General features: G+C 70.8%; 12 protein-coding genes. 8 read left to right on the plus strand and 4 right to left on the minus strand.

From position 1 onward, the window contains the following. Nucleotides 1–50: 50 nt before the first annotated feature. Entirely contained in the window at nucleotides 51–893 is an 843-nt protein-coding gene (locus LWC33_RS06925) for a PaaX family transcriptional regulator (RefSeq protein ID WP_233303398.1), read from the minus strand. A gap of 119 nt (nucleotides 894–1,012) precedes the next feature. Between LWC33_RS06925 and LWC33_RS06930 the strand changes: the two genes are divergently transcribed. The 3 genes from LWC33_RS06930 to LWC33_RS06940 are packed head-to-tail and all read left to right on the plus strand — an operon-like array spanning nucleotide 1,013 to nucleotide 4,504. Beyond that, nucleotides 1,013–2,176, plus strand: coding sequence for a 2-hydroxyacyl-CoA dehydratase subunit D (locus tag LWC33_RS06930; protein WP_233303399.1), 1,164 nt, complete (start codon nucleotides 1,013–1,015; stop codon nucleotides 2,174–2,176). 13 nt (nucleotides 2,177–2,189) lie between these two features. Continuing rightward, nucleotides 2,190–3,581: a 2-hydroxyacyl-CoA dehydratase subunit D gene (locus LWC33_RS06935; protein WP_233303400.1), complete on the plus strand. Its 1,392-nt coding sequence runs from the start codon at nucleotides 2,190–2,192 to the stop codon at nucleotides 3,579–3,581. Continuing rightward, nucleotides 3,578–4,504 carry an acyl-CoA dehydratase activase gene (locus LWC33_RS06940; protein WP_233303401.1) on the plus strand — a complete coding sequence of 309 codons (927 nt, stop codon included), beginning with the start codon at nucleotides 3,578–3,580 and terminating at the stop codon, nucleotides 4,502–4,504. Before LWC33_RS06935 ends, LWC33_RS06940 begins: the two co-directional genes overlap by 4 nt. A 90-nt stretch (nucleotides 4,505–4,594) precedes the next feature. On the opposite strand, the gene LWC33_RS06945 is transcribed toward LWC33_RS06940, so the two are convergent. Genes LWC33_RS06945 through LWC33_RS06955 form a run of 3 tightly spaced genes read right to left on the minus strand, consistent with a single transcriptional unit; the run spans nucleotide 4,595 to nucleotide 7,453 of the window. Beyond that, nucleotides 4,595–5,497 carry an SDR family oxidoreductase gene (locus LWC33_RS06945; protein WP_233303402.1) on the minus strand — a complete coding sequence of 301 codons (903 nt, stop codon included), beginning with the start codon at nucleotides 5,495–5,497 and terminating at the stop codon, nucleotides 4,595–4,597. Further along, nucleotides 5,494–6,651, minus strand: a complete 1,158-nt coding sequence (locus LWC33_RS06950; protein WP_233303403.1) for an acyl-CoA dehydrogenase family protein — start codon at nucleotides 6,649–6,651, stop codon at nucleotides 5,494–5,496. Before LWC33_RS06950 ends, LWC33_RS06945 begins: the two co-directional genes overlap by 4 nt. 1 nt (nucleotide 6,652) lies before the next feature. Beyond that, the gene (locus tag LWC33_RS06955; RefSeq protein ID WP_233303404.1) at nucleotides 6,653–7,453 is read right to left on the minus strand and encodes an enoyl-CoA hydratase-related protein; all 801 of its coding nucleotides are present in this window, start codon (nucleotides 7,451–7,453) and stop codon (nucleotides 6,653–6,655) included. A 201-nt stretch (nucleotides 7,454–7,654) separates the two neighbouring features. Here LWC33_RS06955 and LWC33_RS06960 point away from each other — a divergent pair, with 201 nt between their 5' ends. From LWC33_RS06960 to LWC33_RS06980, 5 genes are all read left to right on the plus strand, one after another. Further along, nucleotides 7,655–8,476 (plus strand): enoyl-CoA hydratase/isomerase family protein, encoded by an 822-nt coding sequence (locus LWC33_RS06960; protein WP_233303405.1) that lies wholly within the window; start codon nucleotides 7,655–7,657, stop codon nucleotides 8,474–8,476. Nucleotides 8,477–8,579: 103 nt separating this feature from the next. Next, nucleotides 8,580–9,755 (plus strand): helix-turn-helix transcriptional regulator, encoded by a 1,176-nt coding sequence (locus LWC33_RS34925; protein WP_233303406.1) that lies wholly within the window; start codon nucleotides 8,580–8,582, stop codon nucleotides 9,753–9,755. A 95-nt stretch (nucleotides 9,756–9,850) separates the two neighbouring features. Then, entirely contained in the window at nucleotides 9,851–11,125 is a 1,275-nt protein-coding gene (locus tag LWC33_RS06970) for an NAD(P)/FAD-dependent oxidoreductase (RefSeq protein WP_233303407.1), read from the plus strand. 94 nt (nucleotides 11,126–11,219) lie between these two features. Then, the gene (locus LWC33_RS06975; RefSeq protein WP_233303408.1) at nucleotides 11,220–12,545 is read left to right on the plus strand and encodes a cytochrome P450; all 1,326 of its coding nucleotides are present in this window, start codon (nucleotides 11,220–11,222) and stop codon (nucleotides 12,543–12,545) included. A 77-nt stretch (nucleotides 12,546–12,622) separates the two neighbouring features. Beyond that, complete coding sequence (locus LWC33_RS06980; protein WP_233303409.1) at nucleotides 12,623–12,940, plus strand: 2Fe-2S iron-sulfur cluster-binding protein; 318 nt, start codon at nucleotides 12,623–12,625, stop codon at nucleotides 12,938–12,940. Nucleotides 12,941–12,957 lie beyond the last annotated feature (17 nt).

The following is a 12,957-nucleotide window of genomic DNA, read 5'->3' on the forward strand; positions in this document are numbered from 1 at the left end:
ACCGTAGTGGGGAGCTTGTACAGATCGCAACCCTCAGTGTGAATATCTGTCTAAACTCGGTCGGGTGTCCGGGGGCTCGACTCGGCGACGATCTCCCGGAAGCGGCGGTGAGCGGCCTCCGCCCACCGCCCGCGTCGTGCGCGGAACCGGGCCGCCGCCTCGCGGCCGACCCACTCGGGCTGCAGTGCCACGGGGAGCTGCGGGTCACGGCGCATGAAGCGCTGCTGCAGGTTGAGCAGCTCCAGGTACGCGGTGAGTACCTCGTCGGGTGTCCGTGGGTCGGGCCGCTCTGTATCCATCTGGAGGAAGCGCTGGTAGGCCACCTCGAGCTCGGTGAGGTCCCAGGCCCGGGCCACGAGTTCGGACTCGGTCAGGCCGAGGTCGACCCTCCTGCCCGAGACGGCGAACGACGTCTGCTCGAGCTCGAGGGCCGCGATCAGTCGGGTCAGCGCGGGAGCTCGTTCGGAGTGCGGCGTGACCCAGACGCCGGCCACCGGGTTGCCGAAGCCGAGCCAGTCGAGACCACCGTAGAGGCGTTTGCGCGTGGTCCGCCGGTTCTGGGGGACGTTGACGTAGAGCACCAGCCAGTGCTCGTCCCAGGTGCGATCGTCGGAGAGGTAGGCGTCGGAGCGACGCATGCCCTCCTCGACCAGCTCTCGCCCCCGCGCGTCGAGCGTCCAGCGAACGGCGCGGCCCTCGCGGACCCTGGTGAGCCATCCCGCGTTCGTCGACCGGGCGAGCAGCTGGCGACACGCGTGATCCTCGACGCCGAGGCTGGCGAACACCCGGAGCAGCGCGGTCGTCCAGGCGCCGGCGGGCTCGTCGTAGAGCATCTCGCCGGCCACGGTCAGCAGGAGTGACCGTGCGCTCGGCGCAGGAAGTGGCGACGTCACCGGCTCATCGTGGCCGAGGGGTAGGTGCGGATCGATCTCAGGTGCTCGCGCTTCGCCCGATGATGTTTTACAGTCCAAGACACTCGTTACTCACATTCGTCAAAGCTCAAGGAGCTCCGATGCCCGAATCGGCTGCCCTGCAGCGGCTACGCGACGCCGCCCGTGATCCGCGGGCGTATGTCGCGCAGTGGCGGGCCCACCACCCCGGCTGTTTCGTCGTCGGTGTGATGCCGATGAACTTTCCGCGCGAGATCGCCCTGGCCGCGGGTGTCCTCCCGGTCTATGTCCAGGACGACCAGCGGCCGGTCGCCGAGGGCCGCGCCTATCTGCCGGAGTTCTACTGCGGCTACACGCGGAACCTGGCCGACCAGGCGGCGACCGGCCGGTTGGACCACTTCGACGCGCTCCTGCTCGCCGACCACTGCATCCAGCTGCTCGGGGCCTCGGACGTGGCGCGGGCGATCGGCGACCGGCCGGTGTTCTTCGGGATGCTCATCAGCTCCCTGAGCGACTCCTGGGCCGAGAAGAAGATCGCCGAGATGATGGGGCACTTCCGTGCCGAGTTCGAGAAGCTCTCCGGCGCCCCCGTCGAGGACGAGGCCCTGGCCCTGGCCATCGAGGCCTACAACGCCGACCGCCAGCTGCTGCGCCGGGTCTTCGACGAGCGCGCCGCGGGCGACACCACGTGGTCGCCGGTCGAGCTGCAGGACATGGTCGTGTCGGCGCAGGTCATGGATCCCGTCGAGCATCACGACCTGCTCGTCGAGGCCCTGGCCGCAGCGCCGCGCGGCGAACGGGACGACCGTGTCCGGGTCCACCTGTCCGGGCATCTCTGTCACGCGCCCCGTCGCGAGCTGCTCGAGGTGATCGAGGAGACCGGGGCCGTCGTGGTCGACGACGACCTGTGGTCGGGGCGGCGCTACGTGCAGTCCCTGGTCCCGTTCACCCCGGGCGAGGATCCGATGAGCGCGATCGGCCGCTGGTACGCCGAGCGCAACGTGGACCTGCCGTGTCCCACCCGGGTGCAGCACGACGTGGACTGGGACGCCTGGCTGATCGACGCGACGCGGCGCAGCGGGGCCGAGGTCGTCGTGCACCTCATGCCCAAGTTCTGCGAGCCCCACATGCTGTTCTATCCCGAGCTCCGCAAGGCCCTCGACGCCGCCGGCATCCCGCAGCTGCTGGTCGAGACCGAGCACGAGGGCATCCCCCTGGAAGCGCTGCGCACCCGGTTGGAGGCCCTCGTCGAGCGGGCCGTCCGGCACCGGCCCGCCTACGCCTGATCGGAGAACCGACATGACCACCACCGCTCCGACCGCCCCGACGGCCGAACCCCGCACCGAGCGGCTTGCCATCACCCGCGAGGGCGGGCGCATGATCGCCGACTACTGGGAGGATCTCTTCGTCGCCCGCGAGTCCGGACGCAAGATCGTCTGGTACAACGGCGGCGCGCTCAACCCGATGTTCCAGGCGGCCGGCCTGGCGTGGTGTCACGGCGAGGCCTTCGCGGCCCGGCTGGCCGCGCAGCGCCTGGAGGGCCCGGCCCAGCTGGCGGGCGCCGAGTACGGCTACAACGCCGAGCTCTGCTCCTACTCCCGCACGCACCTCGGCTGCGCGGTGCTGACCCTCAAGGGCAGCGAGGAGCCGGACAGCGGCGTCGTCGGTCTGCACGACCGCGCCGACCTGGCGGCCAAGCTGCCCGCGCCGGATCTCTTCGTCAACAACTACGCGGGCTGCAGCACCGGGCAGCAGTGGGACGAGGTCTCGTACCGCGTGTTCGGCAAGAACGTGCCGATCTTCAACGTCTCGCACCCGTTCCTCTGGGGCAACCGGCCCGACGCCGGCTACCTGGTCGGCTCGGAATGGGACGAGGCCTCCCGCTACGTCCGAGACCAGCTCGTCGAGCTGATCGACTTTCTCGAGGTGCAGACCGGCCGCCCCTTCGACTACGACGCGCTGAGCGAATCGATGACCTACATCAAGCGCGCGGGCGAGCTGCGCCGCGAAGGTCTCGACCTCTGCAAGGCGACCCCGGCCCCGGCCACGTTCTGGGACTGGATCTCCTGCATCGCGCCGATCAACTTCCTCCCCGGCAACCAGGCGCTGGTCGACTACTTCCAGAACGTGAAGGACGAGATCCAGCAGCGCATCGACGCCGGCATCTCGGGTGTGCGGGACGAGAAGTACCGGCTGTACTTCGACGGGATCATGAACTGGAACAAGCTGGGGTTCCTGTCCCGCAAGTTCGCCGAGCACGGCGCGGCCGTGCTGGCCGGGCGCTACATCCAGAACGCGTTCTGGCAGGAACCGCACCTGATCGACACCTCGGACCCGCTGCTCGGTATGGCCCAGCACTACCTGCTCTGTCCGACCAACCACGGATCGAAGACGCTGGATCACCTCACCCTGCGGGACTGCGAGTCCTACGGCATCGACGGCATCGTCTTCCACTCCACCCGCACCTGCCGGGCGTTCACCGGGCCGCAGCGCCTCCTCGCCAGGTCCGCGCGGGACAATCTCGGCATTCCGTCGATCTTCTTCGAGGGTGACGTCGCCGACGCCTCCTTCTACAAGGAGGAGATCCTCGACAGTCGGCTGGTCGCGATGCTGGAGGCGATCGACGTCGCGCGGGAGCGCGGTGATCACCGTCGGGCGGGCCGCGGCGCCGAGGTGGCGTGGCCGGCATGACAGGCCGCTACCTCGGCGTCGACCTGGGCTCGACGACGGCGAAGGCCGTCGTCGTCGACGGCGCGGGGGAGATCCTGTCCTCGTCCGTCGTCACGATGGGAGCCGTCTCGCGTGCGGGCATGCAGCGCGCGGTCGATCAGGCGCTGCGGGAGGCGGGGCTCACCGAGTCGGACCTTCACGGCACGGTGTCGACCGGCTACGGGCGCCGGCTGGTGCCGGGCGCGGGCCGCACGTACACCGAGATCACCTGCCACGCGCGGGGGACCGCCGAGATGGTCCCCGGCGTGCGGCTGGTGATCGACGTCGGCGGTCAGGACTCCAAGGCGATCACCGTGGGGCCGGACGGCCTCGTGCAGGACTTCGCCATGAACGACCGCTGCGCCAGCGGCACGGGCCGGTTCTACGAGGTGCTCGCCCGGGCCGTGGACGTGCCGATCGAGGGGCTCGGGGAGCTGGCCCTGCGCGGGTCCGACGACCTCGAGGTGAGCAGCATGTGCGCCACGTTCGCCGAGACCGAGATCGTGTCGATGCTGGCCGAGGACCAGGACGTCGCGGACATCGCGTCGTCGGTCCACCGGGCGATCGCGGCGCGGACGCTCGCGCTGGTAGCGCAGGTCGGCCGGCACACTCCGGTCGTGCTGACCGGAGGCGTGGCCCGCAACCCGGCGGCCGTGCACTTCCTGAGCCGGGCTCTGGACGCCGTGGTCACGGTGCCGGCACACCCCCAGATCACCGGGGCCTTCGGAGCGGCGCTCCTGGCGCGCGACGCGGACCGGAAGCGGCAGGTCGCCCTGGACGTCCCCGGCGCGGACGAGATGTTTCCCCGGGCCCGAGGGCACGCGCCCGCCGGCCGGGACTGTGCTGGGTGCGACGGGACGAACGAGTCGGGCACTCTCGACCTGGGTATTCCGGCGCGGCGCTGACTTCTACGCCGCCCGACCGCAGGAAGCCGGCAGAGACACGGAGCGCCCGCCCCGATCGACTCGGGGCGGGCGTTCGCGTGCGCGGAGGACTCAGCCGCGTTGGGCCTTGGAGGCCGCGCTGGCCGCCTTGCTCTTCTCCTTCGCCGCCGCCCAGTCCTCGGCCGTCATCGAGGTCAGACCGGCGAACGTGCCCGGGCCGGCGAGCATCTGCCCGCCGTCCATGGCGATGGTCTGCCCGGTCAGGTAGTCGCAGGCGTCGGAGAGCAGGAAGATCGTCAGGTTCGCCAACTCCTCCACGGTCCCGGTGCGGCCCATGGGGATCTGGTCCGCCTGGGTCGCACCGACGGAGCTCTTGTCCGTGGGGTTGAGCATCTCCCAGGCATAGTCCGTGGGGATCGGGCCGGGCGCCACGGCGTTGAGCCGGATCCCGTACCGCGCCCACTCCACGGCCAGCGACATCGTCATCGAGTGCACGGCGGCCTTCGCCATCGCGGACGGCGTGACGAACGCCGACCCCGTCCACACCCAGGTGGTGAGCGTGGAGAGCACACTGCCCGGCAGCCCGGCGGCGATCCAGCGCTTCCCCGCGGCGTGGGTCGTGTGGAACGACCCCTTCATCACCGTGGAGCTGACCGCGTCGAACGCCCGCGGGCTGAGCGACTCGGTGGGCGCGATGAAGTTGGCGGCCGCGTTGTTGACCACGCTCGTCACCGGGCCGTGCTCCTGCCAGAGCGCCTCCATCGCCGCGTCCACCCCGTCGCCGTCCCGGACGTCCACGGTCTGCACGTGGACGGACCCGGGCCGGGACTGCGAGGCCTCGGCCGCGGCCTCCTCGAGCACCGCGGGACGGCGGCCCCAGAGATGGACGGAGGCGCCGTGGTCGACGAGGTGGCGGGCGACGCCGCGACCGAGCCCGGTTCCGCCGCCGGTGATCAGGATCCGCTTGCCCACCAGCAGGTCCGGGGCGAACGGGCTCTTCTTCGGGCTGGTCATGATCGCTCCTTCGCGACGGGAGACCGCAGGCCGCGACTGATGATCTCGCGCTGGATCTCGTTGGTCCCGCCGTAGATCGGTGGCGCGAGTGCCCGGCGGACCTGGCCCTCCATGCCGTACTCGCGGGCGTAGCCGTACCCGCCCATGAGTTGCATGGCCTCCAGGGTGGCCTGCTTGGCGACCTCGGTGCTCTTGAGCTTGGCCATGGACGAGCGGGTGCCGAGGTCGGCCTCCTCGCCGGCGTCGATGCGGTCGGCGACGTCGTAGAGGAAGGCCCGGCAGTGCTCGATCTCGGTGGCCAGGTCAGCGAGCCGGTGTCGGACGGCCTGGAACGAGCCGATGGCCCGGCCGAACTGCTCGCGTTCCGAGGTGTAGGCCACGACGTCGTCGAGCGCGCGCTGAGCGGCCCCGACCGACATCGCAGCGATGATCACGCGCTCGACCCCGAGGCCGCGGTTGAGGTGTTCCCAGGCCGCACCCTCGGTGCCGACGACGGCGGAGGCCGGCACCCGGACGTCGGTGAAGAAGACGTCGTTGACGACGTGCCCCTCCATCGTGTCGATCGCGCGGATCTCCAGGCCCGGGGCCGATCCCTCCACCATGAACAGGGTGAGGCCCTTGTGCTTCGGCCCGGTCGCGTCCGTGCGCGCCAGGACGAGCAGGTGGTCGGCCAGGTGGGCCACGGAGGTCCAGGTCTTCTGGCCGTTGAGCACGTAGTCCGCGCCGTCGGGCCGGGCCTGCAGCCGGGCCGAGGCCAGGTCCGTCCCGGCCCCCGGCTCGGAGAGGGAGATGGCCTCGATACCGCCGGCACACAGGTTCTCGACGATCGTCCGCCGCTGGTCCGCGGTGCCGTACTTGAGGTACGTCTGGGCCGCCGTCAGGCCGGTCGAGTAGCCGGAGATCGGGGCGAGGCCGCGGGTGCTCTCCTCGAGGAACAGGCACTCGTCGACGAACGACCCGCCGATCCCGCCGTCCTCCTCCGGCAGCGAGATGCCCAGCCAGCCCAGCTCCGCGATCCGGCGCAGCAGCGCGGGGCTGTTGGTCTCCGCGCCGGCGTCGGTCAGGGCGTCTCGCTGGGCCAACGTGCCGCACTCGCGTGCGCAGAACGCGCGTACCGCCTCCGCGAACCGCAACTGGTCGTCGCTGAACCGCATGTCAGTGCGAGCGGTACTTGCCGAAGACGGGCTGCCGCTTCTCGTTGAACGCGGTGATGCCCTCCCGGGCCTCCTCGGTCTCGCCGAACAGCTTCAGCGTCGTGTAAGCCATGTTGCCGATGCTGATCAGGTGCTCGGTGTCGGTGTTGAAGGACTGCTTGAGCACCTTCAGGGCGGTCGGGGAGTAGGCGAGCATGGTGTCGGCCCACTCGCGGACCGCGGAGCGCAGCTCGGCGGCCGGGACCACCTTGTTGACCAGACCCCAGTCCAGGGCCTCCTCGGCGGAGAGCCGGCGGAGCATGAACCAGATCTCTCGGGCGCGCTTCTCGCCGACCACGCGGGCGAGGTAGCCGGAGCCGAGGCCGGCGTCGAAGGAGCCGACGCGCGGCCCGTTCTGGCCGAACGTCGCGGTGTCGGCGGCGATGGTCAGGTCGGCCAGCACGTGCAGCACGTGCCCGCCGCCGATGGCGATGCCGTTGACCGCGGCGACGACGGGCTTGGGCACGTCGCGCATCACCCGGTGCAGGGCCTCGACCTCGAACAGGCCGGACTCGGAGGGGCCGTAGTCCCCGGTCTCCATCCGCTGCTTCTGGTCGCCACCGGAGCAGAAGGCCTTCTCGCCCGCGCCGGTCAGGGCGATGACGCCCACCTCGTCGTCCGCCCAGGCGAGCTTGAACGCGAGGACGAGCTCGTCGACCGTCCGGGCTCGGAAGGCGTTGTAGCGGTCGGGACGGTTGATGGTGATCCACGCCAGGCCGTTGTCGACCTCGTAGACGACGTCGGTGAACTCCTCGGGCTTCATGTCGTGCCCCTTCCTCGACGGTGAGTACAGCCTGAGCCGACGCTCACGCGTGTGAACGATCGTTATCGACGTCGCAGACTTGCTAACGTGAACAAGTCACGGCAGCCGGAACGCCGGTTCATGGCCTGAGTTGAGTTTTGGCCAGACCTTTATATCATCGGTCCGTACCGGCGACGAGGGTCGGCGACGAAGGAGGCAAGGGTGACATCAGCGACCGCGGCGTCCGTCGGAGCCGCACGGCCCGCCGTCCGCTACGAGCACGATGCGCGGGAGCCGGGTGTCGCGTGGCTGGTGCTCGACCGGCCCGAGAACCGCAACGCGTTGAGCGACGAGATGCTCGACGCCCTGCTCGCCGCGCTCGAGCGGGCCCGCTGCGACGACACCGTGCGGGTCGTGGTGCTGGCCTCGGCTCATGACCGGGTCTTCTCGGCCGGCGGCGACCTGAAGGCCTTCGCCTCCGACGCCCCGACCGTCGAGAAGTACGCGGGCCTGGACCGCTTTCCGAGGCTGTTCACCCTGCTCGGCGAGCTGGGAAAGCCGGTGATCTGCGCAGCCGGCGGCGACGTGCTGGCCGGGGCCTTCGGGCTCGCACTGGCCTGCGACCTGGTCATCGCCCGGCGCGGCGTCCGGTTCGGCTGCCCGGAGATCAACGTCGGCGTCTTCCCCTTCATGATCTCGGCGTTGATCTACCGGTCGATCGACCGCATGAAGGCCAACGAGCTGATGATGCTCGGCGACCCGGTCGACGCCGACGAGGCGGCGCGACTCGGCTTCGTCAACGTCGTCGTGGACGCGGAGGACTTCGACGCGACGGTGCGCGACTGGGCGCGCCGGATCGCGGCGAAGTCGCCGCTGCTCATGAGCCTGGGCAAGGACGCGATCGCGGCGACCCGGGACATGTCCCTGCCCGAGGCGCTGGACGCCCTGCGTTCCCGGCTCGCCCTGGCCTTCACGACCGAGGACATCAGGGAAGGGGTGGCGGCGTTCCGCGAGAAGCGCGACCCGACGTGGCGCATGCGATGAGACGCCTCCCCGAACGGGGTGTGCGATGACGCCTACCTGAACGATACGATCCTTCGAACGGTCGGACCAACCAACTCACGAGGACGTGGGTCAGGAGGCTCTCGTGGACACCGTTGCCGGCGATCGGAACGACCCGCTCCGTGGAACGGCCGCCGCCGACTCCCTCGTCACGCGCGCAGGCGAGGCACTCACCGCCGTCGTCGACGCCCTCGGCGGCCCGGACACTGCGCTCCCTGCGCCCCACGTCGAGGATCTCGAGACCGCCTCGGACTCCCTGCACGCCGCCGAGCGGGCGCTGCGGCGCCACCTCGCCGCGGGCGAACGATGCGGAGAGCCGCCCACGACGACCGCCCTCACGTTGCTCGTCCAGGTGCAAGCGCTGCGACTGGCGGTCGGAGAGGCCCGCATGGCCCGGCGGGCGAAGGTGACCGAGCAGCTCCACCGTGCCGTCACCCGGCTGCGGGCGGGCCTCGGCGTCGCGGATCTCCTCCGGCAGGTCCCCCTGGAGCTGGGCGAGATCGGGTACAGCCGGTCGCTCTTCTCCGCCCTGCGCGGCACGGCGTGGACCCCGGAGGGCGCCTTCGCCCACGGGGACGACTCCCTGGCCGACGCCCTCCTACGGGTGGGTGGCGCGATGCCGGGCCGGATCGGCCGCGAGGAACCGGAGACCGAGGCGGTGCGCCGTCGCACACCGATCCTGGTCCGGAATGCGCAGAGCCGGCTCCACATCCACCGCGAGCTGATCTCCCTCGCGGACACGCGGGACTACGCGGCTGCGCCCGTCGTCGCCCACGGCTCGGTCATCGCACTGCTGCACGTGGACCGGCACTCACAGGCGGACGTCGTCGACGCCGGGGACCGCGACCTGCTCGGGCTCTTCGCCGACGCCGTGGGACTCGCGTTCGAGCGGGCCCGCTACCAGGAACGCTTCACTGCGCTCAAGTCCCAGTTCGAGCGCCAGCTCACCGGCATCGACGACCTCCTCTACGGCACCGCGCACTGGCCGTCGACCGCCGAGCCGTCCTCGGTGCTCGACGCCGATCCGGGAGTGCACCCCTTCCTCGCGGACGGGCCGCTCGGCGAGCTCACCCGCCGGGAGTTCGAGGTCCTGCGCCACCTCGCCCGGGGCGCGAGCAACCAGGACATCGCCGAGCGGCTCGGGGTGTCGACCGGCACGGTCAAGACCCACATGAAGCACGTCCTGCGCAAGCTCGGCGCCGCCAATCGGGCGGAGGCCGCGGCGCGGTTCCACGGGCTCGGCCGCTCCGCCACGGGGTGACCGGGGGAGAGAAAACTCCCCCTCGGGAGCGATGTCCGCGCGGACCCGGAGGGCGACGATCGGTCCACCGGTACCGGACATCCACCGGAGGATCGATGGCGAGGAACCCGGGCCCCCGGCCCGCGCACACCGACGGACCACAGCAGGCGGCAGGACCCGAGGCGCGAGTTGTCGTGGTCGGAGCCGGGCACGGCGGCGCAGCGCTCGTGGCGCTGCTCCGCCAGGGCGGCCACCGCGGGGAGATCGTGCTGATCGGTGACGAGCCCGAGCACCCGTACCAGCGCCCACCGCTGTCGAAGAAGTTCACCTCGGGCGAGCTGGAGCAGGTCATCCGGCCTCGGGAGTTCTACGCCGAGCAACAGGTCGTCCTGCAGCTCGGCGAGCGGGTCACCGGCCTCGACGCCGCGGCGCAGAAGCTGACCACTACCTCCGGTGGCACCTTCGGCTACGACTTCCTCGTCCTGGCCACCGGCGCGCGGCCGCGGCCGCTGCCCGCTCCCGGGGCAAACCTGGACGGCGTCGCCGCGCTCCGCACCCTCGCGGACGCCCGCGTCCTGCGGGACTGGCTCGCCGAGCGACGCAGGCTGGTGATCGTCGGCGCCGGGTACATCGGGCTGGAGGTCGCCGCCGTGGCAACCGCCGCGGGTGTTCCGGTCACGGTGCTCGAGCGCGAGGAACGCGTGCTGAACCGGGTCGCGAGCAGCGAGCTCTCGGCGATCCTCACGGCGGCGCACGGCGCGCGTGGAGTGGACATCAGGGTCGACGCCCAGGTCTGCGCGCTGGCCGGGAACGGCGCCGTGCGCGAGGTGGTCCTCGGCTCAGGCGGGACGCTGCCCGCGGACGGAGTGCTGGTGGGCATCGGCGCGATCCCCAACACCGAACTGGCCGAGGCGGCCGGCCTGGCGTGCGCGGGCGGCATCGTCGTCGACGAGACGGCGCGGACCAGCGATCCCGCGGTCCTCGCAATCGGTGACGCGACCGTGCGTCCGGTGGCCGGCGTCGGCCGGATGCGGCTCGAGAGCATCCCGAGCGCGACGGAACAGGCGAAACAGGCCGCCGCCACGATCCTGGGCACTCCACCGCCCGCCCCCGAGCTCCCGTGGTTCTGGTCCGATCAGCTCGACCTGAAGCTGAAGATCGCCGGCGTGGTGCTCCCGGGCCGCGAGGTCGTGCTGCGCGGCGACCCGGGCATCGGCAGGTTCGCCCTGTTCCACCTGGAGCGCGGCCAGGTGCGGGCCGTCGAGACGGCGAACTCCCCGGCGGAGTTCATGGCCGGGAAGAAGCTCATCGCCTCGGGTGTCCTCGTCGACCCGGTCCGGCTGGCCGATCCCGCGGTCCCGCTTCGGGACGTGTCCACCGGGGCCTGCTGAGGGGGAGAAATCTCCCTCCCGCGGGAGAGGTGGGTCACAGACTTTGGTCCGATCATTACGCCAGCAGCAACGACGCGCCCCACGGAGGTAGTGGATGACCACCACGGAGAAGGACACCCGGGCCACCGTCCCGGAGCACATCGCGCGTCAGGTGGTGCTCCCCGAGGGCCACCGCGACGAGGTCGCGCTGTTCGAGGCCTACCGCTGGCTGCGCGAGAACGCCCCGCTCGCGATCGCCGACGTCGACGGCTACGACCCCGTCTACCTGGTCAGCAAGCACGCCGACATCATGGAGATCGAGCGGCAGCCGCACGTCTTCACCAGCGGCGGCGGCGAGGACAAGGGCTCGCACAACCCGATCCTGCAGAACCAGGCGGGCGACGCGTTCACCAAGAGCCTCACCGGCGGCAGCCTGCGGATCCTGGAGACGCTGACCTACCTGGACCCGCCGGAGCACACGGCGATCAAGGACATCGCCAACGACTGGTTCCGGGTCGCGAACCTGAAGAAGTGGGAGGACCAGATCCGGGCCCTGGCGCGCGAGGCCATCGAGAAGTACCTGCACGGCGGGGCCAACGCGATCGACTTCGTGAAGGAGTTCGCGGTCTACTACCCCCTGCACGTGATCATGACGCTGTTCGGGGTCCCCGAGGAGGACGAGCCGCGGATGATGGGGCTCACCCAGGAGTTCTTCGGCACCGCGGACCCCGATGCGGCACGCGAGGACGTCGAGCCGCTCACGCCCGAGGCCGCCGCGCAGCAGTGGGCCGCCGCGATCAAGGACTTCTACGCGTACTTCGACGCGCTGGTCGAGGACCGGCGGGCGAACCCGCGTGACGACCTGGCGACCCTCATCGCCAGCGCCAAGGACGAGACCGGCGAGTTCCACGCCAAGGAGTTCGCCTACGGCTGGTTCATCGCCATCGCCACCGCGGGCCACGACACGACGTCGAGCACCATGGCGAGCCTGATCGAGGCGCTGGCCCTGTTCCCGGACCAGCTCGCGCGGGTCCAGGCCGAGCCCTCGCTCATCCCGGACCTCGTGAACGAGGGCCTGCGCTGGGCGTCGCCGGTCAAGCAGTTCACCCGCCAGGCGCTGGAGGACTACGAGCTGCGGGGCCAGCAGATCCGTAAGGGCGACCGGTTCATGCTGCTCTATCAGTCGGCGAACCGGGACACGGACGTGTTCGAGGCCCCGGAGGAGTTCCGGTTGGACCGCAAGCCCAACCGGCACATCGCCTTCGGGTACGGGCCGCACATGTGCATCGGCCAGCACCTGGCCAAGATGGAGCTGCGGATCCTGCTCGAGGAACTGCTCCCGCGAATCAAGGGCATCCGGGTCACCGGTGAGCGCAAGGTCGTGCAGACCAACTTCGTCGGCGGCCTGAAGAACCTGCCGGTGGAGCTCGAGCTGAGCTGACCCCGCCGCCTGCACGCCGGCGCCCCCACCGGCGTGCGGGTGCCCCCTCCTCTCCTGCGTCACGGAACGGAAGGCCCATGCCCGCGATCACCTACGTCGTCCCGGACGGCTCGGTCCACGTCGTCGACGTCCCGGTGGGACAGAGCGTGATGGACGGCTCGGTCCGCAACAACCTGCCCGGGATCGTCGCCGAGTGCGGCGGCAGCTGCTCCTGCGCCACGTGCCACGTCTACCTCGACGGCGAGTTCGCCGACCGGTTCGACGACGCCACGGACGAGGAGCAGGAACTGCTCGAGTACGCCGAGGGCGCTCGGCCGACCTCCCGGCTGTCCTGCCAGCTCATCGTGACCGGCTCCTGCGACGGCGTCCGGGTGACCGTCGCGCCGGAAGCCTGAACCCTCCACCCGCTGCC

This window comes from Pseudonocardia terrae, assembly GCF_021343995.1.
GTDB lineage: Bacteria > Actinomycetota > Actinomycetes > Mycobacteriales > Pseudonocardiaceae > Pseudonocardia > Pseudonocardia terrae.

Coding starts and splice junctions, on each gene's coding strand:
- LWC33_RS06975 (WP_233303408.1), top strand. CDS start 11,220: ATGACCACCACGGAGAAGGACACCCGGGCCACCGTCCCGGAGCACATC.
- LWC33_RS06945 (WP_233303402.1), bottom strand. CDS start 5,497: ATGACCAGCCCGAAGAAGAGCCCGTTCGCCCCGGACCTGCTGGTGGGC.
- LWC33_RS06930 (WP_233303399.1), top strand. CDS start 1,013: ATGCCCGAATCGGCTGCCCTGCAGCGGCTACGCGACGCCGCCCGTGAT.
- LWC33_RS06935 (WP_233303400.1), top strand. CDS start 2,190: ATGACCACCACCGCTCCGACCGCCCCGACGGCCGAACCCCGCACCGAG.
- LWC33_RS06940 (WP_233303401.1), top strand. CDS start 3,578: ATGACAGGCCGCTACCTCGGCGTCGACCTGGGCTCGACGACGGCGAAG.
- LWC33_RS06955 (WP_233303404.1), bottom strand. CDS start 7,453: ATGAAGCCCGAGGAGTTCACCGACGTCGTCTACGAGGTCGACAACGGC.
- LWC33_RS06980 (WP_233303409.1), top strand. CDS start 12,623: ATGCCCGCGATCACCTACGTCGTCCCGGACGGCTCGGTCCACGTCGTC.
- LWC33_RS06950 (WP_233303403.1), bottom strand. CDS start 6,651: ATGCGGTTCAGCGACGACCAGTTGCGGTTCGCGGAGGCGGTACGCGCG.
- LWC33_RS06970 (WP_233303407.1), top strand. CDS start 9,851: ATGGCGAGGAACCCGGGCCCCCGGCCCGCGCACACCGACGGACCACAG.